This window comes from Curtobacterium sp. 1544 (assembly GCF_040544915.1).
Classification (GTDB): domain Bacteria; phylum Actinomycetota; class Actinomycetes; order Actinomycetales; family Microbacteriaceae; genus Curtobacterium; species Curtobacterium pusillum_C.
In genome coordinates this window covers 1-21,248 of sequence record NZ_JBEPKX010000021.1, presented here as the reverse complement: position 1 = coordinate 21,248, position 21,248 = coordinate 1, and the positions used below count along the sequence as shown (strand labels likewise).

Here is a 21,248-nt window from a genome sequence, read left to right as displayed (position 1 = left end):
CGCGTTTCGAAATCCCGCGCGTCGATCGACGCGCGTCACGTCGATCTCGTGGTGCGAAACCCGGCCTGGAGGCGCGGCATGCGCCCGCCACGATCGGCAGGATGGGTGCATGGTCACCTCAGTCCCCCTCCGCGACGGCGCATCGATCCCCGCGATCGGCTTCGGCGTCTACAAGGTCGACGACGCCGAAGCCGAGACGGCCGTCGGTCTGGCGCTGGACGCCGGCTACCGGCACGTCGACACAGCCGAGATGTACGGCAACGAGACCGGCGTCGGGAAGGCGATCCGTGCCTCCAGGCTGGACCGTGACGACGTCTTCGTGACGACCAAGGTGTGGAACGACCACCAGGGGCGCGACGCGACCCTGCGGGCGTTCGACGGCAGTCTCGAGCGGCTGGGACTCGACACCGTCGACCTGTACCTCATCCACTGGCCGGCCGCGGCGAACGACCGCTACGTCGAGACCTGGCGGGCACTCGTCGAGCTGCGCGAGTCCGGCCGGGCGCGCAGCGTCGGTGTCTCGAACTTCCAGGTGCCGCACCTGGAACGGATCATCGGCGAGACCGGCGAGGTCCCGGCGCTCAACCAGGTCGAGCGGCACCCGTGGTTGCCGCAGCGCGACCTCATGGCGTTCCACGAGCGGCACGGAATCGTGACGGGTGCGTGGTCGCCGCTCGGGCGCGGCCGGCTCATCGAGGAACCGGTGCTCACGGGCATCGCGGACGCCCACGGGGTGAGCGTTGCGCAGGTGCTCGTGCGGTGGAACGTCCAGCAGGGGGTGGTGGTGCTGCCGAAGTCGGTGACGCCGTCGCGCATCCGGTCGAACCTCGACGTCGACGGGTTCGTGCTGAGCGACGACGAGCTGGCGGCGATCGCGTCGCTCGAGTCGGGGCAGCGGACGGGGTCGCACCCGGACTCGGTGTCGTGAGGGCGCGCTAGGGCCGGCGGTCCTCCTCCGACTGCCACGGCAGGTGCAGGTCGCCCGGTTCGGGCTCGACGTCGCCGGCGTCGTCGGAGCCTCCCGTCCCGGGAGCAGCGACCACCTTCGACGGATCGATGCCGTCCTGCTCGAGGTCGTCGTCGGTGCGGGCATCGGTCGGTTCGGGACCGGGTTCGTTCGGTGCGAGGTCACTCATGCCGTGCACGGTAGGCGCTGTGTCCCGAGTACCAGTTCGGTCACGACGGCTGTCTTCCCCACACGCCCCCGTTACGATCTCGGCGAGGGGGAACGATGCGAGGACCACGCACCGCGACGACAGCGGTCATCGGCACGGTACTGACGGGGCTGCTGCTCACGGGATGCACGGCGTTCGGCGGGGACGACAGCGTGCCGAAGCCGACCCGGGCGGCCGAGGACGCCACCGGCCAGACGCCGAAGCCGGACTCGACGCCCGGCACGGAGCACGTCGCGTCGAAGCAGATCGTCCCGGCGGGCACCGTCGTCGCCGAGACCGATGCGGTGTCGAAGAGCGGGGACACCAGCATCCACGTCCGGGTGGTCGCCGACGACCACGGCCGGTTCGAGGCGCAGTTCTCGGACTACCGGACGACGGAACCGCAGCCGATGACGGTCGAGTTCCGCCGCACGGCGAAGTACGGCGACTACTGGGACAACGCGGCCGTCGCCGCCACCACCTGGGAGCCCAACGCGGACGCACCGGCGACCGTCAGTCTCGCAGCGGCCGGTGCCTACCCGGACTGGCTGCACGACGTCGTCCTCGTCCCGGCACCCAAGGAAGGCGGCGACTCGGACACGCGTCCGTGGGTGGGATCCGTCCTGGCGGTCGGAGCCCTGCCGTGGAAGCTCCCCGCCCCGTTCCCGGACCTCCACGTGACCGTCGGCAAGGACCGCCCCGGCGCGTACGGCTACGTGTTCGGCAAGGACGGCAAGGTCTTCTCCGACGGCGGCACTCCGTCGACGTACCAGGTCGCCCACGGTGACGAACAGACCACCGTGGCGGAGCGCTTCGGCATCACGATGGCAGAGCTCCGCTGGCTCAACCCCACCATGAAGGTGCGGGACAACGGCTGGATCTACGAGGACACGATCCTCAACCTGGACCCCGCCACGCGCTGAGTGCCGTGCGGTCGGTGCGGTCCGTTACGGTTGACCAGCACTCGCCACACGCAGGAGGTCCCACCGTGACGATCGTCGCCGCAGCAGACGGCTCAGCCCTCGGCAACCCCGGCCCCGCCGGCTGGGCCTGGTACGTCGACGACGACCGCTGGGCCGCCGGGGGTTGGCCGAACGCCACGAACAACCAGGGCGAGCTCACCGCCGTGCTCCAGCTACTCCGGGCGACGAAGGACACCGGCGAAGCGCTGCACATCCTCTGCGACAGCCAGTACGCCATCAAGGCCTGCACGGAGTGGCTGGCCGGGTGGAAGCGGAAGGGCTGGCGGAAGGCCGACGGCAAGCCGGTCATGAACGTCGAGATCATCAAGGAGCTCGACGCCGAGCTCCAGGGCCGCAAGGTCACGTTCGAGTGGGTCCGCGGCCACGTCGGTCACGAGATGAACGAGGCAGCAGACGTCCGTGCCCGCGGTGCTGCGACCGCCTACCAGCAGGGCACCGACGTCCCGCACGGGCCGGGCTGGCCCGGGGTCGAGGTCACCGAGCCGGCCGCCCTGCCGGAGGCGACGCCGCCCGCGACCCTGTTCTGACCGCGACGACACGGCGACTCGCAGACGAGGCGGTGCCGACACCGGCCGCACCGGCCGCAGCGGGTCCGGCTCGTCAGATGCCGCGCTCCCACAACGCCACCGCGCTCTCGAGGTGGTCGTACCGGTACGGCTTCTCCTCCCCCGTCGGCTCGTACCCCAGCGCCCGCCAGAACGGCTCCGCGACCCCGGCGTTCGTCGCGACGATCCCCAGTCGCAGCCGATCGACGGTGCTCACCGCATGCGCTCGCTCGACGACCGCGTCGTGCATCCTCCGGCCGAGCCCCCGCCCGTGCCGGTCACCGCGGACGACGAGCAGGCCGATGAAGGCGACGGACACCGACGGGTACCCGACGAGCACGTCGGCGAACGCGACCAGTTCGGGCCCGTCCCACAGCCCGATCCCGTGCTTGTGCGCGGGGTCGAACCCGTCGGGCACCGCCAGCAGGGCACTCAGACCGTCGGACGGCCCGGGCGGGTACCCGGTTATTCGTTCGGCGTAGTCGGGGACGCTCTCGAGCACCCGTTGCAGCGCGTCGACGTCGTCGGCGCCGAGGTCTCGAACGGTGATCGGCATGCGCTCAGTCGACGTCCACCTCGGCCCAGCCGTCGAACCGGCCGATCTCGGTGACCCGCACGACCGCTTCACCGGCTTCGTCGGACGCATCGAGGTCGATCGTCGCCGAGAACCCGAAGTCCTTGTCACCCGAGGGATCCGCGAAGATCTGCCGCGCACGCCAGACCCGCGCCGAGCCAGCTGTGCCGACGGCCCCGGCCTCGTCCAGCACCAGGTACTGCATCGACCGGGCGTCGGCATCCGTCCCGACCTCGTCGTGCGCCTCGTAGTACTCCTCGAGCACGGCGTCCCAGGCGTCCTCGCCGAAGCCCGAGGCCCCGTCCAACGCCCCGAGTCCGGCGACGTCGTCCGCCGCGGCGAGCAGCACCCGCTGGAACAGGGCGTTGCGAACGAGGACCCGGAAGGCACGCGGGTTCCCCGTGAGTCGCGAGGGCTGCGGCGGCGCGATCTCCTCGTGTTCCTCCGACGCGAGCAGGACGTCTCCGTTCAGCAACGCCTCCCACTCGTCGACGAGCGACGAGTCGGTCTGCTTGACGACCTCGCCGAGCCACTCGATCAGGTCGTCGAGCTCCGGGGTGCGCTGCTCGTCGGCGATGGTCTGCCGCATGGTCCGGTACGCGTCGGACAGGTACCGGAGGACGAGTCCCTCGGAGCGGGTGAGCTGGTAGAACCGCACGAAGTCGCCGAAGGTCATCGCCCGCTCGTACATGTCCCGGACGACGGCCTTGGGCGAGAGCGCGAAGTCGAGCACCCACGGCTGCTCGGCGGCGTAGGCCTCGTACGCCGCTTCGAGCAGCGTCGCGAGCGGCTTGGGCCACGTGACCTCCTCGAGCAACTCCATCCGCTCGTCGTACTCGATGCCCTCCTGCTTCATCCGGGCGACGGCCTCACCGCGCTCCTTGAACTGCTGCTGCGACAGGATCGCCCGGGGGTCGTCGAGGGTGGCCTCGACGATGGACACCATGTCGAGTGCGTAGGTGGGCGACGAGGGGTCGAGCAACTCGAACGCGGCGAGCGCGAACGGCGACAGCGGCTGGTTGAGCGCGAAGTTCGGCGCGATGTCGACGGTCAACCGGTACTCGCCGTCGACCTTCTCGATGACCCGGGCGTTGATCAGCGTCCGCGCGATCGTCAACGCACGCCGGGCCATGGCGAGCTGCCGTGCCCGGGGTTCGTGGTTGTCGAAGACGAGTGCCCGGACGTCATCGAACGCCGAACCGCCGCGCGCCACGACGGAGAGCACCATCGCGTGCGTGATGCGCATGCGCGAGACCATCGGCTCGGGTTCGGCCGCGATGAGCCGCTCGAACGACGCCTGTCCCCACGAGACGAACCCCTCGGGCGCCTTCTTGCGCTTGATCTTGTTCTTCTTCTTCGGGTCGTCGCCGGCCTTGGCGAGCGACCGTGCGTTCTCGATGTCGTGTTCGGGCGCCTCGGCCACGACGTCGCCCTCGGTGTCGTACCCGGCTCGTCCGGCGCGACCGGCGATCTGGTGGAACTCACGGGCGGAGAGCTGCCGCATCTTCGTGCCGTCGAACTTCGTCAGCCCGGTGAGCAGCACCGAACGGATCGGCACGTTGATCCCGACACCCAGGGTGTCGGTGCCGCAGATCACGGGCAGGAGTCCGCGCTGGGCGAGCTGCTCGACGAGCCGTCGGTACTTCGGCAGCATGCCGGCGTGGTGGACCCCGATGCCGGCCCGGATGAGTCGCGACAGGGTCTGCCCGAACCCGGCACTGAACCGGAAGCCCGCGATCGCGTCGGCGATCTGATCACGACGATCGCGATCGGCCACGCGCGCGGACATCAGCGCCTGCGCCCGTTCGAGCGCCGCGGCCTGCGCGAAGTGCACGATGTAGATCGGTGCCTTGCCCTCGTCCAGCAGCCGCTCGACGGTCTCCTGCACGGGCGTCATGACGTACTCGTACTCGAGGGGCACGGGACGCGAGACCCCGGTCACGCGGGCGGTGGGGCGTCCGGTCCGCCGGGACAGGTCGTCGGCGATGGTGGTGACGTCGCCGAGGGTCGCGGACATGAGCAGGAACTGCGCACGCTCGAGCACGAGGAGCGGCACCTGCCACGCCCACCCGCGGTCGGGGTCGCCGTAGTAGTGGAACTCGTCCATCACGACGACGTCCACATCAGCGTCGGGTCCCTGCCGGAGTGCGAGGTTCGCCAGGATCTCCGCGGTGCAGCACACGATCGGGGCGTCGGCGTTGACGCTCGAGTCACCGGTGACCATGCCGACGTTCTGCGCACCGAACAGTTCGACGAGCTGGAAGAACTTCTCGGAGACGAGCGCCTTGATCGGTGCCGTGTAGTAGCTCCGCTTGCCCTCGGCGAGCGCGGCGAAGTGCGCCCCGGCGGCGACGAGGGACTTCCCGGTGCCGGTGGGGGTGCTCAGGACGACGTTCGCGCCGGACACCAGTTCGATGACGGCTTCGTCCTGCGCCGGGTACAGCGGTCGTCCGCCCTCGGCGGCCCACGCGGCGAAGGCCTCGTAGACCTCGTCGGGGTCGACGGCGCCGCCGTCGGCGGCCGGCAGTGCCGCGACGAGCGGTGGGAGCGTGGTGACGTCCGTCATGGGTCCATCCTCCCAGGTGGGTGGTGACCAGGAGACGGACGGGAGGCACGGTGCGGGCCCGCCCCGCGCCTCCAGGCCCAGCTTGGATGCGTCCGCATAGACTCGCGTCGTGCGCGAACTCGGCTTCCTCTCCTTCGTCCCGAACCACGGCGGTACCGCGGGTGCGGCCGCCGCACTCGAGGACGGGCTCCGCCTGTTCGAGACCGCCGAGGCACTCGGCTACGGAACGGGCTGGGTGCGCGGACGCCACTTCGAACCGTTCCTGACGAGCCCGATGACCTTCTTCGCCGCGGCAGCCCAGCGCACGCGCACGATCGGTTTCGGCACCGCCGTGCTCGGTATGCGCTACGAGGACCCGGTGCGTCTCGCCGAGGACGCCAGCACGGTGGACCTCCTCAGCGGCGGCCGCGTGCAGCTCGGCATCAGCACGGGCATCGCCGGGTACGGGCCGATCCTCGACCCCGTGTTCGGCGGCTCGGAGCGGAGTTTCCGCGACGAGGCCGAAGCCCGCGCGGCACGCCTGCTCGAGGTCCTGGACGGCGACCCGCTCGGCAGCGCCGGGAAGGGCTACGAGAGCATCCCGGCCGGCGCGGACCTGACGCTGCAGCCGCTCAGCCCGGACCTCCGCGGCCGGGTGTGGTGGGGCGGCGGCAGCATGGGCACCGCGGTCCGCACGGCCGAGAAGGGGCTGCTGCTGCACTGCTCGACCCTGAACACCGAGGACACCGGCGCACCGTTCGCCGAGGCGCAGGCGGCGCAGATCGCGGCGTACCGGAACCGGTTCGCCGAGCTCCAGGGCGCTGGCGAACACACCGGGCGCACACCGAAGGTGGCCGTCGGCCGCATCGTCGTCCCCCTGCTCGACGACCACGACCGTGCGGTGCACGAGGAGTTCCTGACCGGGTACGCGAGCGGCATGGACGACGAGGGCCGACCGCTGTCGGGCACCCCGCCGTTCCGGTTCAGCAAGGTCCTCTCCGGCGAGCCCGCGGCCATCGTCGACGCCCTGCTCGCCGATCCCGCCGTGACGTCGACGGACGAGCTGGTGATCACCCTGCCCGCGAACGGCGACGCGGCGTCGCACGAACGCATCCTGCGCATCGTCGCCGAGGAGATCGCCCCGGCGGTGCGGGAGGGACGCTGAGCTCCGGCCGAGCAGGGCATCCGGCGGGCCCGCAGCGGGGATGGTGAGGCTCCCGGGAGCCCTGCCGGATGGCCATCTCGTCCCTGATCCGTACGGGATGGCGTCCTCATCGTTCCACCTACCGGGCGGTTTGTCACACGAAACCGCGGATTGTGGACCTACTTCCTGACACATTGTCAGCAGTTTGTTCGACTGAGCAGAAGCGATCAGCGGAAGTCAACCGGTTGTCCTGCGCCCACCGAAGACGAATGCGCCCCCGCGCGGACGCGGGGACGCATTCTGGACGCACCAGGATCACCAGGGCTCCATCGGCCGGATCAGGAGGCCGTGTCGCTCACGTGACGACCCCGTCTCGGTGCGCGCGCCGACGGTAACCAGCCGCCTGGCGCAGATCGATGTTACTGAATGAACATCGCACGAGCGCGGAAACCGGACGACTTCAGTCCAGATCGACCTGAACTCTGCCGGATTCGGCCATCACCGATGCGCCGACGTGCAGCGTGAACGCTCCGGCCTCGTAGGCCCAGGCGCCGTCCCAGTGGGCGAACGCCCGGGCCGGGACCTCGATCGACACCTCGGTCGACTCGCCCGCACCGAGCCGCACCGGGGCGAAGCCGACGAGCCAGCGCACCGGACGGTCGACCGCCGAGGACTCCCGCGACGCGTACACCTGCACGACGTGCTTGCCGGCGCGGTCACCCGTGTTCGCGACGGTCGCCGTCACGATCACCGCATCGCCCTCGCGCACCGTCGGCGTCGCCGTGACGCCGTCGATCGTCCAGGTCGTGTAGCCGAGGCCGTGGCCGAACGGGTACGCCGGCTCGGTACCGGCACGGAGCCACGCCCGGTAGCCGATGTGCACGCCCTCGTCGTAGGACACCTTCCCGTCGACCGGGGTGACGTCGAGCACGGGGACGTCGGCCATCGTCGCCGGCCAGGTGGTGGGCAGGCGCCCGCCCGGCTCCGTCGCACCCGTGAGGACGTCGGCGACCGCGTTGCCGTACTCCTGCCCGCCGAACCAGGTGAGGAGGACCGCAGCGACGTCGTTCCGCCACGGCATCTCCACCGGCGAACCCGCGTTCACGACCACGATCGTGTTCGGGTTCGCCGCGGCGACCGCGCGGACGAGGTCGTCCTGGTGGCCGGGGAGCGCGAGCGAGGTGCGGTCGTAGCCCTCGGACTCGACCTTCGAGTTCGTGCCGACCACGACCACGGCGACGTCCGCGCCGGTGGCCGTCGCGACGGCGGCGTCGATGAGGACCGACGGGTCCTCGTCGGACGGCTCGGTGCCGAACTGGTACGCGAGCACACCGCCGAGGGTCTCGTCCTGGATGACGTCGTACTCGATCCGGATCGCGACCTGCTGGCCCTCCGTCACGGACACGGGGACGGAACGCGCCGGCGGGTTGAGGAAGGCTGCGCCGAGCTGGTCGCCCTCGAACGGGACGTCCTCGTCGAGCACGAGCTCGCCGTCGATCCACATGCGGGAGCGCCCGGCAGCGCCGATGCCGATCCGGACGGTGCCCGTCGAGGGCGCCGTGTAGGTCGTCGTGATGTCGAGCCGGTCGGCCTCGCGCGTCGGGGCGTCGCCGCCGAACCAGAACAGCGCGGTGGCGCGGCGGTCCTCGACGTACAGCTCGGTTCCGTCGCGCACGAACGCGACGCGGGCACCGGGCTCGCCGGTCCCGGGGTTCGTGATGGTGGACAGCGGGAACTCCGCGATGCCCTCCTGCACGACGGCGCCGATCTCGTAGTCGACCGTGGCCCCCGGGAACGCCGAGCGGATCCCGTCGAGCGGCGAGACGACCTGCGACGGCACGACGGTGGCCGAGCCGCCGCCCTGGGTGCGGGCCTGGTCGGCGTTGTGGCCGATCACGGCGATGCGCGACACCGCGGGGGCATCGAGCGGCAGGACGCCGGTGTTGCGGACGAGGACGGTGCCCTCGGCCTCGGCCTCGCGGACGAACGCGATGCCGTCCTCGACGTGCACGGGCGACGCGGCGACCGGCTCGAAGCCCTCGAGCGCGCCGACGCGGGCGGCGAGGGTCAGGATCCGACGGACCTTGCGGTCGATCGCGGCCTCGGGGACGTCGCCGGAGCGTACGGCGTCGAGGAGGGGCCCCTCGCTCCACCACTGGTTCGGCCCGGGCATCGCGACGTCCTGCGACGCCTTCGCCGAGTCGACCGAGCGGACGCCGGTCCAGTCGGAGACGACGATGCCGTCGAAGCCCCACTCCGAGTTCAGCGGCGTCTCGAGCAGCTCGTTCTCGGACGCGGTGACGCCGTTGATCGAGTTGTAGGACGACATGATCGCCCAGGCGTGCGCCTCGGTCACGGCCTTCTCGAACGCGAGCAGGTACAGCTCCCGCAGGGCACGGTCGCTCACCTCGGTCGACGCGGTGAAGCGGTCGGTCTCGTAGTCGTTCGCGATGTAGTGCTTCGGCGTCGCGGCGACGCCGTTCTCCTGCACGCCCTCGACGTAGGACGCCGCCAGGTCACCGGTGAGCACCGGGTCCTCGCTGAACGCCTCGAAGTGCCGACCGCCGAGGGGCGAGCGGTGCAGGTTGATGGTCGGGCCGAGGACGACGTCGACGCCCTTGCGGCGGGCCTCGACGGCCGCTGCGGCGCCGTAGCGCTTCGCGATCGCGCGGTCCCACGACGCCGACAGGGCGGTCGCGGACGGCAGGTTCAGCGACGGGTCGCGCTCGTCCCAGACCTCGCCACGGACGCCGGAGGGGCCGTCCGACATCAGGATGCGGCGGAGCCCGATCTTCTCGATCGGCCAGGTGGTCCAGAAGTCACGCCCGGTGAGCAGCTGCACCTTCTCCTCGGTGGTCAGCTGCTCCAGGAGCGCGTCGATGCGCTCCGCCAGCGGACTGGAGGCGGTGCTCACGGTCTGCAGATCAGTCACGGTGATCGGTCCTTTCGTGGGTCGACGGGCGTCAGCGGACGCCGCGGATGCGGGACACCGAGACGATGCCGAGCAGCCCGACGACGGCGCCGGTGATGAAGAAGCCGCTGTAGCCGCCGGTCAGGGCGATCACGCCGGGGGCGGCGGCCGGGACGATCGACTGCGGCAGGGCCTGCGCGATGTTCACCACGCCGAGGTCCTTCGCGTTGTCCTGGTCGGAGGGCAGCACGTCGGTGATGAGGGCGAGGTCGACGGCGTAGAACACGCCCATGCCGGCACCCATGACGAACTCGCCCACGAGGACCATGCCGAGCGACGGCGAAAGCGCGATGATCACGAGGCCGACGACCCCGACGATGCCGGCGACCGCGACGAAGAGCTTGCGGCGGCCGAGCTTGTCCGACAGCCACCCCGCGATCAGGGAGGTCAGCACGATGCCGACGACGTTCCAGAGCGTGCCCTGGAACACCGCGTTCGCGAGGTTCGACTGGTTCACGCCGATGTCGTCCCGCAGGAAGTAGGTGAGGTAGCTGACCGCCGTGTACTGCGCGGCGACCATCATGAAGCGCGTCAGCCAGGCCCAGCCGAGGTCCGGGTGCTTCACGGGGTTGAAGACGAACGAGCCGAAGAGCTGCCCGATGCCCAGCTTCGAGGTCGGGCGGTTCGTCAGCACACGGTCGCGGAACAGGAGCGCGTAGAGCACCACGACGACCGACCCGATGGCGCCGGGGACGATCATCTGCGTCGCCGAGGTCGAGAAGAGCTGCACGAGGAACGTGCCGCCCACGAGTGCGAGGTTCTGCGCGAGGCCGAGCAGTGCTGCGACCCGACCGCGCTGCGAGCGCGTGACGTGGTCCGGCATGACGGCCGTGAGCGCCGCGATCGTGGCGTTGTAGGCGATCTGCGCGATGCCCCAGCCGATCACGAGCACGACGGTGGAGGACGTCGTCGCGACGACCACGAGGGCTGCGAACCCGACCACGGTGCCACCGATGATCCACGGACGACGCATGCCGAGCCTCCCGGCGGTCCGGTCGCTGAAGCGACCGGCCAGGGGGTTGGCGACCATCGCGGCGAACGCGCCGATCCCGAGCGCCAGGCCGAGCACGCCCGCCTGGTTGTCCGGCGCGATCTCGGCGACCTTGAGCGCCATCGCGACGAGGACCGGGGGCAGCAGGGCGATGTACAGACCGAGCATCGCGATCGGCATGCCGAGCGTGTACATGAGCGGCGCACCTCGACCGCGCGTGGGCGCGACTGCAGTCGGGGTGTCGGAAACGGTCAGGGCGTCGTTGGCCACTGCAACCTCCATCGGGTACGCCACCGTCGTCGGCGACTCGCACGCCTTCCTCGGCGGCTCACGCCACCGTACCATCAAAACCAATCACTGCTAGGTTTTCTGGACGGACTCCGGGCGGTACAGTCCTGCCATGGCACGACGGGGTTCGTACGCGAAGGGCATCGCGAAGCGTGGGGAGATCCTCACGACGGCGCTCGAGCTCGTCGCGCAGCAGGGCTTCCGGCGCACGAGCATCAAGGACATCGCCGACGCCGTGGGGCTCACCCAGGCCGGGCTGCTGCACTACTTCGACTCGAAGGACGAACTCTGGGTCGAGATCCTCCGCCGACGCGACGAGATGGACCTGCAGCACGACTGGCACGCCGACGACCCCGCCGAGCTGCTCGCGGCGATCGTGCGGCACAACGCCGAGGTGCCCGGACTCGTGCAGATGTTCGTGAACCTCTCCGCTGCGGCAGCGACGGACCCGGAGCACCCCGCGCACGAGTACTTCCGGCAGCGCTACGAGCGCAGCCGGAAGGACCTGTCCGCCGACTTCCGCGCCATGCAGGAGGACGGTCGGCTCCGCTCCGACGTCGACGTCGAGGAGCTGACGAGCGTGCTGCTCGCGGTCTCGGACGGCATGCAGATCCAGTGGCTCTTCGACCCGACGCGCGACATGGCCGAGCACGTCGAGCTGGTCGCGCGGCTCGCGATCGCGCAGGCGGTCCCCTCCTCGTAGCCAGGGCCCACGCCGCCGGTTCCGGACCGACGCGCCAGCGGCGGGCCGGCCGTGCCGGTGGGGAGAGGCGCGGCCTGCGTCGCGCGGACAGGTACCGGCAGGGCCTGGGAACGCCCGGCGACCGCACGGCAAGATGGGTCGTGCCGACGGCGACGTCGGCCCGACGACGATGTGGAGCAACGCGATGACGCGTGTAGTGGTGACCGGTGGCAGCGGCAAGCTCGGACGAGCGGTGGTGCGCGACCTCGACGCGCACGGGTACGACGTGGTCCTGCTCGACCGCGTCCCCTCCCCCGACAAGCCCGAGCGGGTGCAGTTCGTCCGCACCGACCTCGGTGACTACGGCCAGGTGCTCGGTGCCTTCACCGGCGTGGACGACCGGTACGACCACGTCGACGCCGTGGTGCACCTCGGCGCGATCCCCGCGCCGGGCCAGGTGCCCGACGTCGCCCTGATCACGAACAACGTCACGGCGTCGATCAACGTCTTCCACGCCGCACGTGCCGCGAAGATAAAGAACCTGGTGTGGGCGTCGAGCGAGACCCTGCTCGGCATCCCCATGGGCGAGCACCACCCGCCGTACCTGCCCGTCGACGAGGACTTCGCCGTCCGCCCGAAGTCGTCGTACTCCCTCGGCAAGGCCGTCGAGGAGGAGATGGCCCGGCACTTCACCCACTGGGACCCCGAGCTGAAGATGATCGGCCTGCGGTTCTCGAACGTGATGGACGAGACCGACTACCCGGCGTTCCCGTGGGACGCCACCCCCGAGGCGAAGACGTTCAACCTCTGGTCCTACATCGATTCCCGGGACGGCGCGCAGGCCGTGCGCCGGGCCGTCGAGGCCGAGCTCACCGGGTTCGAGGCGTTCGTCATCGCCAGCCCGGACACCGTCATGGACACCCCGACGATCGAACTCGTCGACCGGTACGTGCCGGACATCGAGCGTCGCGCGGACATCGACGGCGTCAGCTCACTGCTGTCGTCGGAGAAGGCCCGTGAGCTCCTCGGCTACGCCCCCGAGCACAGCTGGCGCGACCACCGCTCCTGACGCTCAGGCCCGGGGCGCCAACAGCCCGTCGAGCACCAGGTCACGCGCGGCCGGCAGCAGGTCCGCCGCGAGTGCCTGTTCGTCGACGCCCGTGATCTGCGCGAGCGCCCCGACGATCGCGGCCACCGACAGGTCGCCGTCGCAGGCCCCGACGAACGCGGCGAGCGCCGTGTCGGCGTCCACACGACGACCGAGCCCGCCGCCCTGCACGAGGGTCATCACGGTGGGGTCGTCGTTGCCGGGCCAGTAGTGGCGCTCTTCGGTGACGTCGCCCGCCACCACGAGGTGCGCCGATGCCAGCGCGACGTCGTCGTGCGCGGCCAGCCACGCGGCCGCGTCGAGCGCGCGCGCCACCGTCGCGCCCAGCCCCGCGGGGTTGGAGCCGAGCGTCTCGGGGACGCGCTCGAAGCGGCGGAGCTGCACCGTGCCTCCCGGCAGGGGCTTCCGGACCACGACGTAGCCGAAGCCGACGCCGGTGACCCGGCGGTCCTGGAAGTCGTCGAGCCAGGCGTCCACCAGGTCGTCGAACTCCTCCGTGCCGGGCTTCGTGCCGCCGTCGCGGATCCAGGTCTCGGCGTAGGCGGCCGGGTCCTGCCGCTCCCGCTCGAGCACCCACGCGTCGAGCCCTCGCCCGTCGGCGTCGGCGTCCTCGAACCAGGAGCGCACGCGGTCGAGTCCGTCGACGCCCCAGTGGTACTCCCAGTTGCCGAGCAGCTGCGCGGTCCCACCGGGTTCCAGGTGGTCCGTCAGCCCGCGGAGGACGGTCTCCACCAGGGCGTCACCGACCATGCCGCCGTCGCGGTACTCGTACGAGGGGACACCCTCGCGGCGGGGCGTGATCACGAACGGCGGGTTCGACACGATGCGGTCGAAGCGCTCCCCCGCGACCGGTTCGAACAGCGAGCCGTACCGGAACTCGATCCCGTCGACGCCGTTGAGGTCCGCGTTGAACCGGGCGATGTCGAGCGCGCGGTGCGAGATGTCGGTCGCGACCACCTGGTCGGCGAATCGTCGGGCGTGCAGGGCCTGGATGCCGCAGCCGGTGCCGAGGTCGAGCACCCGGCGGACGTGCACGGGGACCTGCAGGCCGGACAGCGTGGTGGTCGCACCGCCGATGCCGAGGACGTGCTCCTCGCCGAGGGCCGTGCCGAGTGCGAGTTCCCCGAGGTCGGAGACGATCCACCAGCTGCCCGCGCCGAGGTCGTCGACGAAGGCGTAGGGGCGGAGGTCCACGGTCGGTCGGACGGCCGCGTCACCGTCGCCGTCCGCCCGGACGAGCCCGGCGGCGGCGACGGCCGCGACTCCGGTCGTCGCGAACGCACGCTCGGCGTCGGGCCGCGACACGGGGAGCCCGAGCACGAAGAGCGTGGCGAGGGTGGTGAGTGCCGTCGTGTCCCGAGCGGCGAGAGCACGGAGTGCGGCCACCCGGGAACCGCGGTGCAGCGACGCCGCAGCCTCGGCGCCCCACAGCGCGTCGACCCGTTCGACGGTGAACCCGGCGTCGGTCAGGTCCTGGCGCAGCGCATCGGTGACGGCGGCGTCCGCGACGATCGTCGGCAGGACGTGGGTGGCGCTCACGCGGGGACGTCCTCGCGCATGAGTGCCGCGGGGACCTGCCACGCGAACACCAGGTCGAGCAGGCCCGGGAACCGCTGCTGCACGTCGTCGATGCGCACGCGGCTCGAGCGGGTGAGGCCCTCCTGCTGCTGCTCGAGCAACCCGGCCTCGCGCAGGACGCGGAAGTGGTGGGTCAGCGTGGACTTCGGCCGGTCGATGCCGACCCACCCGCAGCTGCGGATCCCACCGGCGGCGTCCACGAGGTACCGGTGCAGGATCGCGAGCCGGATGGGGTCGCTCAGGGCGTCCATGACGACGGGGAGGTCCATCTCCGCCACGGACGGTTGCGGCAGGTGTTCGGGGGCATCCACGGGCGCGGGCATGGACGGGACGCTACCACCGTTCGGCTCGTAGTACGACTTGCGTCGTACAGCACGACTCGATACTGTACGACTCTCTTCGTACTGTCCCGTTCGCAACGGAAGGTGGCGCACATGGCGCAGTCAGCTCGCTCGGTCGCCGGGTTCTGGATCCTCGCGGCGATGCTCCTGGTGTCCGTCGCCTCGTCCGCGGTCCCCTCGCCGATCTACCCCGTCTACGCAGCCGAGTGGCACCTCACGCCGCTCATGCTCACCGGCGTGTTCGCGATCTACGTCGCCGGCCTGCTCGCGAGCCTGCTGGTCGCCGGCCGCCTGTCGGACCACGTCGGCCGCAAGCCCGTGCTCGTCGTCGGCGGACTCGGTGTCGCGCTGTCGCTCGGGCTCTTCGCGATCGCGGACGGCGTCGGCGCACTCATCGTCGACCGCATCGTGCAGGGCATCTCGGTCGGCCTGCTCATCGGCGCGCTCGGAGCCGCGCTCATCGACAACTCCCTCGAGCGGTTCCCGAACCTCGCCGGCGTCCTGAACGGTGTCATCCCGCCGATCGCCCTCGCCACCGGGGCCATGTCGAGCGGCGCCCTCGTGCAGTGGGGTCCCGCGCCGGAACAGCTCGTCTACGTGCTGTTCGGGGCGCTCCTCGTGCTCATGGTCATCGCGCTCGTGGTCGTCCCCGAGCGGGTCACCCGACGCCCCGGAGCCCTCCGCTCCCTCGCGCCGCGCATCAGCGTCCCCCGGTCCTCGCGCCGACTCTTCCGCAGCGTCGCCGGCTCCCTCGTCGCCAGCTGGGCCCTCGGCGGGATGTTCCTGTCGCTCGTCCCCTCGGCCCTCGGAGCGGTGTTCGGGATCACGAACCACTTCGCCGCCGGAGCCCTCATCGCCGTCGTCACCGGCGTCGGCGCGCTGACGGGGCTCGCGACGCAGCGGATGGACGCCCGCCGCGCGGTCATGGTCGGACTCGTCGCCCTCGTGCTCGGACCGATCGTCACCGTCGCGTTCGTGATGGCGAACTCCCTGCCCGGACTGGTCGTCGGCAGCGCGATCGCCGGCGTCGGCTTCGGCGCCGGGTTCCAGGCACCGCTGCGGATGCTCCTCGCGACCGCCGCCCCGACCCACCGCGCCGGACTCCTGTCGACGATCTACGTCGTGAGCTACCTGGCCTTCGGCGTCCCGGCCGTCATCGGTGGCCTGCTCGAGCCGACGGTCGGCCTCGTGCCGGTCATCGCCGGGTACGGCGCGTTCATCGTCCTCGCCGCCGCGGTCGCCCTCGTGCTGCAGCTCGTGTCGCGGGACGCCGCCGTGGTGGAGGAACAGGCCGCCGAGGTCCTCGAGCGCACCTGCACCGGCTCCGTCCGGGTGGCGTCCGCCGACTGAGCGGCGCGCGCACGTCACACGCGGCCGGCTCGCCGGACCCGCGGTGCGCGAGGGCGCGCGTCAATGGCCGGGGCGAGCGCGCTTGCGGACGCCGACACTGCGGTGGGCGTCGGCGTGTGCCGCATCGACGTCCGCCTTGCCCCGGTCGGCGGCGTTCCGCAACCACTGCGGCCCGTGCGCCTTCGCCCAGTCCCAGAAGCGGTGCAGCTGGGCTCGGAGCCACGTGATGATCTTGTGGAAGAAGTGGAACTCGCTCGCGAGGATCGTCAGCCCGATGAACACCACGAGCCACCCGGGCCCCGGCAGCGGGACGAGGATCAGCCCGATCACGACGACCAGCCCGCCGACGATCCCGACGAGCACCTTGTAGAAGAGGTGCAGGTGCGGCCGGGCGTGGATCCAGGCCCGGACGTCGTGGAACCACTGGAACCGGCGATGCGGCGCCTCGGCGCGTTCGACCGCGTCGGTCCGCTCGTTCGGGTCGCCTTCCATGTGCGGAAATGTAGGGCGCGCGGCTGGGAATCCTCGGCGCGCGCGGTGGACGCGCGGTGCGTTCCGAAGGCGGCGCGGATCCGGACTGGAGGCGCGGGGCGGGCCCGACCCGCGCCTCCAGTCCGTCAGCTGGTGACCGTCTACGGGCCCGTCATGCGTGGGCGACGCACGTCGCGGCCCACGGGACGGCGTCGAGCCGAGCCTCCGGGATCGGCTCGCCGCCGACCGCGCAGCGCCCGTAGGTTCCCGCGTCGAGCCGCGCGAGCGCGGCGTCGACCAGCCGGAGCCGCTCGCGCGCGTCGTCGCGCACCGCGCCGAGCGAGCCACGCTCCCAGGCGAGGGTCGCACCCTCCGGGTCGTGCTCGTCGTCGGAGTTGGCGTCCAGCCGGGCGTCGCTGACGTCCCGCATGCTCCGCTCGACGTCCGCGAGGAGCCGCTCGTTGCGCACGCGTTCCGTCTCGAGCGCCTGCTGGGGATCGTCCATGCCGGACACCGTAGTCGTCACGGAATGGCCATGCGGTCGAATACGTTCGTATCGACATGACGAAGATCGGGTTCCTGTCGTTCGGACACTGGCGCGACGTGCCGGGCTCCAAGGTGCGCAGCGGCCGCGAGGCCCTCGTGCAGGCGATCGACCTCGCGGTCGCCGCCGAGGAAGCAGGCGTCGACGGCGCGTACTTCCGCGTCCACCACTTCGCCCCGCAGCAGGCCGCACCGTTCCCGCTGCTCTCCGCGATCGCCGCCCGGACCAGCCGCATCGAGATCGGTACCGGCGTGATCGACATGCGGTACGAGAACCCGCTGTACATGGCCGAGGAAGCGGCAGCGGCCGACCTCATCTCCGGCGGCCGACTGCAGCTCGGCGTCTCCCGCGGGTCACCCGAGACCGCCCTCGCCGGTTACCAGCAGTTCGGGTACGTGCCGGACTCCTCCGACGAGAACGGCGGCGACATGGCGCGGACGCACACCGACGTGTTCCGCCGGGCGATCGCCGGGGAACCGATGGCGAACGCGAACCCGCAGATGACCGGCTCGGTCGGCTCGCTGCCGATCTCCCCGCTGTCCGACGGGCTCGGCGACCGCATCTGGTGGGGCGCCGGCACACGGGCGACCGCCGAGTGGACCGCCGAACAGGGCATGAACCTGATGTCGTCGACCCTGCTCACCGAGGACACCGGTGTGCCGTTCGACGAGCTCCAGGCCGAGCAGATCGAGCGCTTCCGGTCGACGTGGGAGCAGATGGGGTGGGAGCGGACCCCGCGGGTCTCGGTCTCGCGCAGCATCATCCCGATCGTCGACGACGAGTCGCGGCACTACTTCGGCGTGCGGGCGCAGGTCGAGGGGCAGGACCAGGTCGGGCACCTCGACGGAGGCCTCGCCCGGTTCGGTCGCTCGTACATCGGGTCGCCGGAGGACCTCGTGGCGGAACTCGCGGCCGACAAGGCCGTACGGGCGGCGGACACGGTGCTCGTCACGGTGCCGAACCAGCTCGGCGTGGACTTCAACGCCCGGCTGCTCGCCGCGGTGAAGGACGTCATGCGCGAGGTGGACGCGGCGCCCGTCCCCGCGTGAACCGCTCCGGGTGTCGGCACTTCTGCTGACACCCGGCCTGGGACTGTGGCCGGTTTCCGCACTCCCGTAGCGTCGAGGGGCACCATCCACCGCACCTCGAGGAGCTCCCCGTGACGCTGCCGGCCGCCGGCTGGTTCCCGGACCCGCAGGACGCCAGCCGCCTGCGCTGGTGGGACGGTCACGCCTGGGGAGCCGCCACCCGCGTGTTGCCGAGCCGTACCGAGCCGATCGTCCCGGTCGCCGTCGCGCCGGTGGGTCCGTCGTTCTCGGTGCAACCGGCAGCGGTCCGGACGGGGTCCTGGGCGTCCGGCGGTTCGGGCGTGCACCGGTTCAGCGCGTTCTCGTCGCTCGCCGTCCTGTTCGCCGCACTCTCGGTGGTGATGAACCCGTGGGGCGTGTGCAGCGCCGCCGCGATCGTCACCGGCTTGCTCGCCGTGGTGTGGCCGGGCGCGACCGGCGGCTGGCGTGTCCTCGCCCGGAGTGCTTCGGCGAGCGCCCTGGTCCTCGGGGTGGCGACCGCCGCGGTGGCCGCGTCGTCACAGTTCCACCTGTTCTGACGGGTGCGCCCGCCCGCGCCGCTACCGCCGGGCCCGCGGGTGCGACGTCTGGTACACGTCCCGGAGCATGTCCGCCGTGACCATCGTGTAGATCTGCGTCGTCGCGACGCTCGCGTGCCCGAGCAGTTCCTGCACGACACGCACGTCGGCCCCGCCCTCGAGCAGGTGCGTCGCGAACGAGTGCCGGAAGGTGTGCGGCGACACGTGCTCGGCGAGCTCAGCGCGTGACGCCGCCGCCTGGATCACGAGCCAGGCGCTCTGCCGGGACAGCCGCGCTCCCCGGGCGCCGAGGAACAGCGCCGGAGTCGATGCCCCTCGCGCCGCGAACACCGGCCGCGCCCGCACGAGGTAGGCGTCGATCGCGGCCCGGGCGTAGCTGCCGAGCGGGACCACACGCTGCTTGTTCCCCTTGCCGGTGACCTTCACCACGGAGAGCTCCCCGCCGGCGTCCGACAGCGTCGTGACGTCGTCGACCGAGAGCCCCACGGCCTCGGAGATCCGCGCCCCGGTGGCGTAGAGCAGTTCGAGCAACGCCTTGTCCCGCAGTCCGACGAGATCGTCGGCCGCGCCGTCCGCGGACCCGGTCGACGCCGCGGCGAGCAACCGCTCCATGTCGTGCACGGAGATCGCCTTCGGCAGCCGCATCGGCGCCTTCGGCGGACGGACGGACGCACCCGGGTCGAGCTGCAGCCAGCCCTCCCCGGCGGCGAACGCCGTGAACGAGCGCACCGAGCTGAGCATCCGCGCGACCGACCGGGGCGCCAACGGGCCCGACGGTCGGGTGGCCAGGTGTGTCACGAAGCCGGCGAGGTCCGCACGGCCGATGCGCCCGACGTCGTCGAGCACCGCGGAGCCCCCGGCCCGGTCGGCTCCGTCCGACTCGACGACCGGAGCGGTCGCGATCCAGGACGCGAACGTCCCGAGGTCCCGCCGGTACGCCGACAGGGTGTGCTGCGAAAGCCCGCGCTCGATCGCGATGTGCCGCAGGTAGGTCTCCGTGGCACGGTCGAGGGGCATCACCCCGAAAGGCTAACCGGCACAGCGCCCGTCAGTGCAGCGCGGCGTCCGGCTCGCCCACCCGGTACCCGGTGAACGTCACCGTCAGCCCGCTGCGCGTCGGCGCGGCGCAGAAGAGCCCCGCTGCCACCACCGCGTCGGGCGCGAGCGGTGCGACCCGGACCAGGCGTGGCTCCTCCCCGTCCGCCCACGCTCGGATCGTCACGGCGTCACCGTCCCGGCTCGCCCGGACCGTCACCGTCCGTCCGACCCACTCCAGCACCGGCGCGACCGACCAGTCCGACACCCCGTGCGTGACGACGGCACCGACCTGCGGCTGTCCGTCGGAGACCTCGACACCCGCCTTGATCCACGTCCGCTCGTCGACGCGGAGGAAGACGCCGGCCTGGTCGAACTGCTCCGCGTAGTCGAGCACGAACGACACCTCGACCGAGAACGCCCCGTCGGCGGGCTGGAGCAGCGCGTGCTCGGAGTCGTGGACGAACCCGTACGAGGTGGTGCGCCAGGCGTCGCTGCCTTCGAGGGCCTCCACCCGGAGGCGACCACCGTCGAGGACGGTCGCGGCGGGCTCGTGCGTCCAGCTTGCAGCCTCGACGAGGTCCGCGAGGCTCACGACGCGCGCCGCTCGGCAGCGTCCACCGCGAGCACGGCCACGACGAGCCCGGAGTTGTGCAGCCGTCCGTCGAGGATCGCCTCCACCAGCTCGGCCCGCGGGACCCAGCGCTTCACGATGTCGGCCTCCTCGGCCTCGCGGTCGAAGGCCGTCGCGGTGGGTCGGACGCCGCGGGCACGGAAGACCTGCAGGAACTCGTCGCTCCCCCCGGAGGACGTGTTGTACGTGACGAGGTGCTCCCACTCGTCGGCCTCGAGATCGGCCTCCTCTGCCAGCTCGCGCTTCGCCGCGGTGAGCCGGTCCTCGCCCTCCATGTCCAGCAGGCCCGCCGGCAGCTCCCAGTCGCGCACGCGGACGGGGTGCCGGTACTGCTGGATGACGAGGACGCGGCCCTCGGAGTCCTCGGCGTAGACGGCGACGGCACCCGTGTGGTCGATGTACTCCCGCACCATCGTGTCGTCGTGGTACGCGATCGTGTCGCGTCGGACGTCCCAGACCGCCCCCTCGTAGACGACGGTGGAGTCGGTGACCTCGAAGGAGGCGGGTTCGTCGGAGAGGGGCGCGTCAGTCACGCGACCATCCAAGCACGCGCCGCTGACGCGACCGCAGACGGACTGGAGGCGCGGGGGCCCCGGGGCCCCCCCCCCCCGGCCCCCCCCCCCCCCCCCGCGCGCCCCCCCCCCCCCCGGGGGGGGGGGAGAAGGGGGGCCCCACCGGGCCCCGGGAGCCCGCCCCCCCCCGGG

The 21,248-nt window shown here is 71.6% G+C and carries 21 protein-coding genes; 9 read left to right on the top strand and 12 right to left on the bottom strand.

The window, feature by feature from the left end:
- Positions 1 to 109: 109 nt before the first annotated feature.
- Complete coding sequence (locus tag ABIC61_RS12660; protein WP_354030181.1) at positions 110 to 928, top strand: aldo/keto reductase; 819 nt, start codon at positions 110 to 112, stop codon at positions 926 to 928.
- A 7-nt stretch (positions 929 to 935) separates the two neighbouring features.
- Here ABIC61_RS12660 and ABIC61_RS12655 read toward each other — a convergent pair whose 3' ends face one another.
- Positions 936 to 1,136, bottom strand: coding sequence for a hypothetical protein (locus tag ABIC61_RS12655; RefSeq protein WP_079237127.1), 201 nt, complete (start codon positions 1,134 to 1,136; stop codon positions 936 to 938).
- A gap of 95 nt (positions 1,137 to 1,231) precedes the next feature.
- Here ABIC61_RS12655 and ABIC61_RS12650 point away from each other — a divergent pair, with 95 nt between their 5' ends.
- Positions 1,232 to 2,077 carry a hypothetical protein gene (locus ABIC61_RS12650; protein WP_354030180.1) on the top strand — a complete coding sequence of 282 codons (846 nt, stop codon included), beginning with the start codon at positions 1,232 to 1,234 and terminating at the stop codon, positions 2,075 to 2,077.
- 65 nt (positions 2,078 to 2,142) lie between these two features.
- The gene (locus ABIC61_RS12645; protein WP_354030179.1) at positions 2,143 to 2,664 is read left to right on the top strand and encodes a ribonuclease H family protein; all 522 of its coding nucleotides are present in this window, start codon (positions 2,143 to 2,145) and stop codon (positions 2,662 to 2,664) included.
- 73 nt (positions 2,665 to 2,737) lie between these two features.
- Here ABIC61_RS12645 and ABIC61_RS12640 read toward each other — a convergent pair whose 3' ends face one another.
- On the bottom strand, positions 2,738 to 3,238 hold the full coding sequence (locus ABIC61_RS12640; protein WP_354030178.1) for a GNAT family N-acetyltransferase: 501 nt from the start codon (positions 3,236 to 3,238) through the stop codon (positions 2,738 to 2,740).
- 4 nt (positions 3,239 to 3,242) lie between these two features.
- Positions 3,243 to 5,822, bottom strand: a complete 2,580-nt coding sequence (locus ABIC61_RS12635; RefSeq protein WP_354030177.1) for a DEAD/DEAH box helicase — start codon at positions 5,820 to 5,822, stop codon at positions 3,243 to 3,245.
- A 109-nt stretch (positions 5,823 to 5,931) separates the two neighbouring features.
- On the opposite strand from ABIC61_RS12635, the gene ABIC61_RS12630 reads away from it, so the two are divergent.
- Positions 5,932 to 6,966: an LLM class flavin-dependent oxidoreductase gene (locus tag ABIC61_RS12630; protein WP_354030176.1), complete on the top strand. Its 1,035-nt coding sequence runs from the start codon at positions 5,932 to 5,934 to the stop codon at positions 6,964 to 6,966.
- A 439-nt stretch (positions 6,967 to 7,405) separates the two neighbouring features.
- Here ABIC61_RS12630 and ABIC61_RS12625 read toward each other — a convergent pair whose 3' ends face one another.
- Together ABIC61_RS12625 and ABIC61_RS12620 are read right to left on the bottom strand one after the other, a co-directional pair.
- Positions 7,406 to 9,877: a glycoside hydrolase family 3 protein gene (locus tag ABIC61_RS12625; protein ID WP_502908808.1), complete on the bottom strand. Its 2,472-nt coding sequence runs from the start codon at positions 9,875 to 9,877 to the stop codon at positions 7,406 to 7,408.
- 31 nt (positions 9,878 to 9,908) lie between these two features.
- Complete coding sequence (locus ABIC61_RS12620; protein ID WP_354030175.1) at positions 9,909 to 11,177, bottom strand: MFS transporter; 1,269 nt, start codon at positions 11,175 to 11,177, stop codon at positions 9,909 to 9,911.
- A 130-nt stretch (positions 11,178 to 11,307) separates the two neighbouring features.
- Here ABIC61_RS12620 and ABIC61_RS12615 point away from each other — a divergent pair, with 130 nt between their 5' ends.
- Both ABIC61_RS12615 and ABIC61_RS12610 read left to right on the top strand, forming a co-directional pair.
- Entirely contained in the window at positions 11,308 to 11,898 is a 591-nt protein-coding gene (locus ABIC61_RS12615; RefSeq protein WP_354030174.1) for a TetR/AcrR family transcriptional regulator, read from the top strand.
- A gap of 184 nt (positions 11,899 to 12,082) precedes the next feature.
- The gene (locus ABIC61_RS12610) at positions 12,083 to 12,946 is read left to right on the top strand and encodes an NAD-dependent epimerase/dehydratase family protein (RefSeq protein WP_354030173.1); all 864 of its coding nucleotides are present in this window, start codon (positions 12,083 to 12,085) and stop codon (positions 12,944 to 12,946) included.
- 3 nt (positions 12,947 to 12,949) lie between these two features.
- Here ABIC61_RS12610 and ABIC61_RS12605 read toward each other — a convergent pair whose 3' ends face one another.
- Positions 12,950 to 14,524 (bottom strand): DUF7059 domain-containing protein, encoded by a 1,575-nt coding sequence (locus ABIC61_RS12605; RefSeq protein ID WP_354030172.1) that lies wholly within the window; start codon positions 14,522 to 14,524, stop codon positions 12,950 to 12,952.
- Positions 14,521 to 14,886 (bottom strand): ArsR/SmtB family transcription factor, encoded by a 366-nt coding sequence (locus tag ABIC61_RS12600; protein WP_144750912.1) that lies wholly within the window; start codon positions 14,884 to 14,886, stop codon positions 14,521 to 14,523. The genes ABIC61_RS12605 and ABIC61_RS12600 overlap by 4 nt, the downstream gene beginning before the upstream one ends.
- Before the next feature lie 111 nt (positions 14,887 to 14,997).
- On the opposite strand from ABIC61_RS12600, the gene ABIC61_RS12595 reads away from it, so the two are divergent.
- Positions 14,998 to 16,254 (top strand): MFS transporter, encoded by a 1,257-nt coding sequence (locus ABIC61_RS12595; protein ID WP_354030171.1) that lies wholly within the window; start codon positions 14,998 to 15,000, stop codon positions 16,252 to 16,254.
- Between the two features lie 60 nt (positions 16,255 to 16,314).
- On the opposite strand, the gene ABIC61_RS12590 is transcribed toward ABIC61_RS12595, so the two are convergent.
- Positions 16,315 to 16,746 (bottom strand): TIGR02611 family protein, encoded by a 432-nt coding sequence (locus ABIC61_RS12590; RefSeq protein WP_144750908.1) that lies wholly within the window; start codon positions 16,744 to 16,746, stop codon positions 16,315 to 16,317.
- Positions 16,747 to 16,897: 151 nt separating this feature from the next.
- Positions 16,898 to 17,230 (bottom strand): TraR/DksA family transcriptional regulator, encoded by a 333-nt coding sequence (locus tag ABIC61_RS12585; protein ID WP_354030170.1) that lies wholly within the window; start codon positions 17,228 to 17,230, stop codon positions 16,898 to 16,900.
- A 56-nt stretch (positions 17,231 to 17,286) separates the two neighbouring features.
- Here ABIC61_RS12585 and ABIC61_RS12580 point away from each other — a divergent pair, with 56 nt between their 5' ends.
- Together ABIC61_RS12580 and ABIC61_RS12575 are read left to right on the top strand one after the other, a co-directional pair.
- Positions 17,287 to 18,318: an LLM class flavin-dependent oxidoreductase gene (locus ABIC61_RS12580; protein ID WP_502908807.1), complete on the top strand. Its 1,032-nt coding sequence runs from the start codon at positions 17,287 to 17,289 to the stop codon at positions 18,316 to 18,318.
- Between the two features lie 110 nt (positions 18,319 to 18,428).
- Entirely contained in the window at positions 18,429 to 18,875 is a 447-nt protein-coding gene (locus ABIC61_RS12575) for a DUF2510 domain-containing protein (protein ID WP_144750902.1), read from the top strand.
- 21 nt (positions 18,876 to 18,896) lie between these two features.
- Here the strand turns inward: ABIC61_RS12575 and ABIC61_RS12570 are convergent, their stop codons facing one another.
- The 3 genes from ABIC61_RS12570 to ABIC61_RS12560 are packed head-to-tail and all read right to left on the bottom strand — an operon-like array spanning position 18,897 to position 21,077.
- The gene (locus ABIC61_RS12570; protein ID WP_354030169.1) at positions 18,897 to 19,892 is read right to left on the bottom strand and encodes a site-specific tyrosine recombinase XerD; all 996 of its coding nucleotides are present in this window, start codon (positions 19,890 to 19,892) and stop codon (positions 18,897 to 18,899) included.
- A gap of 31 nt (positions 19,893 to 19,923) precedes the next feature.
- Positions 19,924 to 20,505 (bottom strand): DUF1349 domain-containing protein, encoded by a 582-nt coding sequence (locus ABIC61_RS12565; protein ID WP_354030168.1) that lies wholly within the window; start codon positions 20,503 to 20,505, stop codon positions 19,924 to 19,926.
- A complete protein-coding gene (locus ABIC61_RS12560) occupies positions 20,502 to 21,077 on the bottom strand; it encodes an NUDIX domain-containing protein (RefSeq protein ID WP_144750896.1) in 576 nt (191 codons plus the stop codon). Before ABIC61_RS12560 ends, ABIC61_RS12565 begins: the two co-directional genes overlap by 4 nt.
- Between the last annotated feature and the right edge of the window lie 171 nt (positions 21,078 to 21,248).

What these genes read in the sequence shown, in the direction of transcription:
- ABIC61_RS12660 (WP_354030181.1), top strand. Translation starts at nt 110, where the DNA reads ATGGTCACCTCAGTCCCCCTCCGCGACGGCGCATCGATCCCCGCGATC.
- ABIC61_RS12585 (WP_354030170.1), bottom strand. Translation starts at nt 17,230, where the DNA reads ATGGACGATCCCCAGCAGGCGCTCGAGACGGAACGCGTGCGCAACGAG.
- ABIC61_RS12610 (WP_354030173.1), top strand. Translation starts at nt 12,083, where the DNA reads ATGACGCGTGTAGTGGTGACCGGTGGCAGCGGCAAGCTCGGACGAGCG.
- ABIC61_RS12580 (WP_502908807.1), top strand. Translation starts at nt 17,287, where the DNA reads ATGACGAAGATCGGGTTCCTGTCGTTCGGACACTGGCGCGACGTGCCG.
- ABIC61_RS12590 (WP_144750908.1), bottom strand. Translation starts at nt 16,746, where the DNA reads ATGGAAGGCGACCCGAACGAGCGGACCGACGCGGTCGAACGCGCCGAG.
- ABIC61_RS12600 (WP_144750912.1), bottom strand. Translation starts at nt 14,886, where the DNA reads ATGCCCGCGCCCGTGGATGCCCCCGAACACCTGCCGCAACCGTCCGTG.
- ABIC61_RS12570 (WP_354030169.1), bottom strand. Translation starts at nt 19,892, where the DNA reads ATGCCCCTCGACCGTGCCACGGAGACCTACCTGCGGCACATCGCGATC.
- ABIC61_RS12640 (WP_354030178.1), bottom strand. Translation starts at nt 3,238, where the DNA reads ATGCCGATCACCGTTCGAGACCTCGGCGCCGACGACGTCGACGCGCTG.
- ABIC61_RS12650 (WP_354030180.1), top strand. Translation starts at nt 1,232, where the DNA reads ATGCGAGGACCACGCACCGCGACGACAGCGGTCATCGGCACGGTACTG.
- ABIC61_RS12655 (WP_079237127.1), bottom strand. Translation starts at nt 1,136, where the DNA reads ATGAGTGACCTCGCACCGAACGAACCCGGTCCCGAACCGACCGATGCC.
- ABIC61_RS12635 (WP_354030177.1), bottom strand. Translation starts at nt 5,822, where the DNA reads ATGACGGACGTCACCACGCTCCCACCGCTCGTCGCGGCACTGCCGGCC.
- ABIC61_RS12595 (WP_354030171.1), top strand. Translation starts at nt 14,998, where the DNA reads ATGGCGCAGTCAGCTCGCTCGGTCGCCGGGTTCTGGATCCTCGCGGCG.
- ABIC61_RS12615 (WP_354030174.1), top strand. Translation starts at nt 11,308, where the DNA reads ATGGCACGACGGGGTTCGTACGCGAAGGGCATCGCGAAGCGTGGGGAG.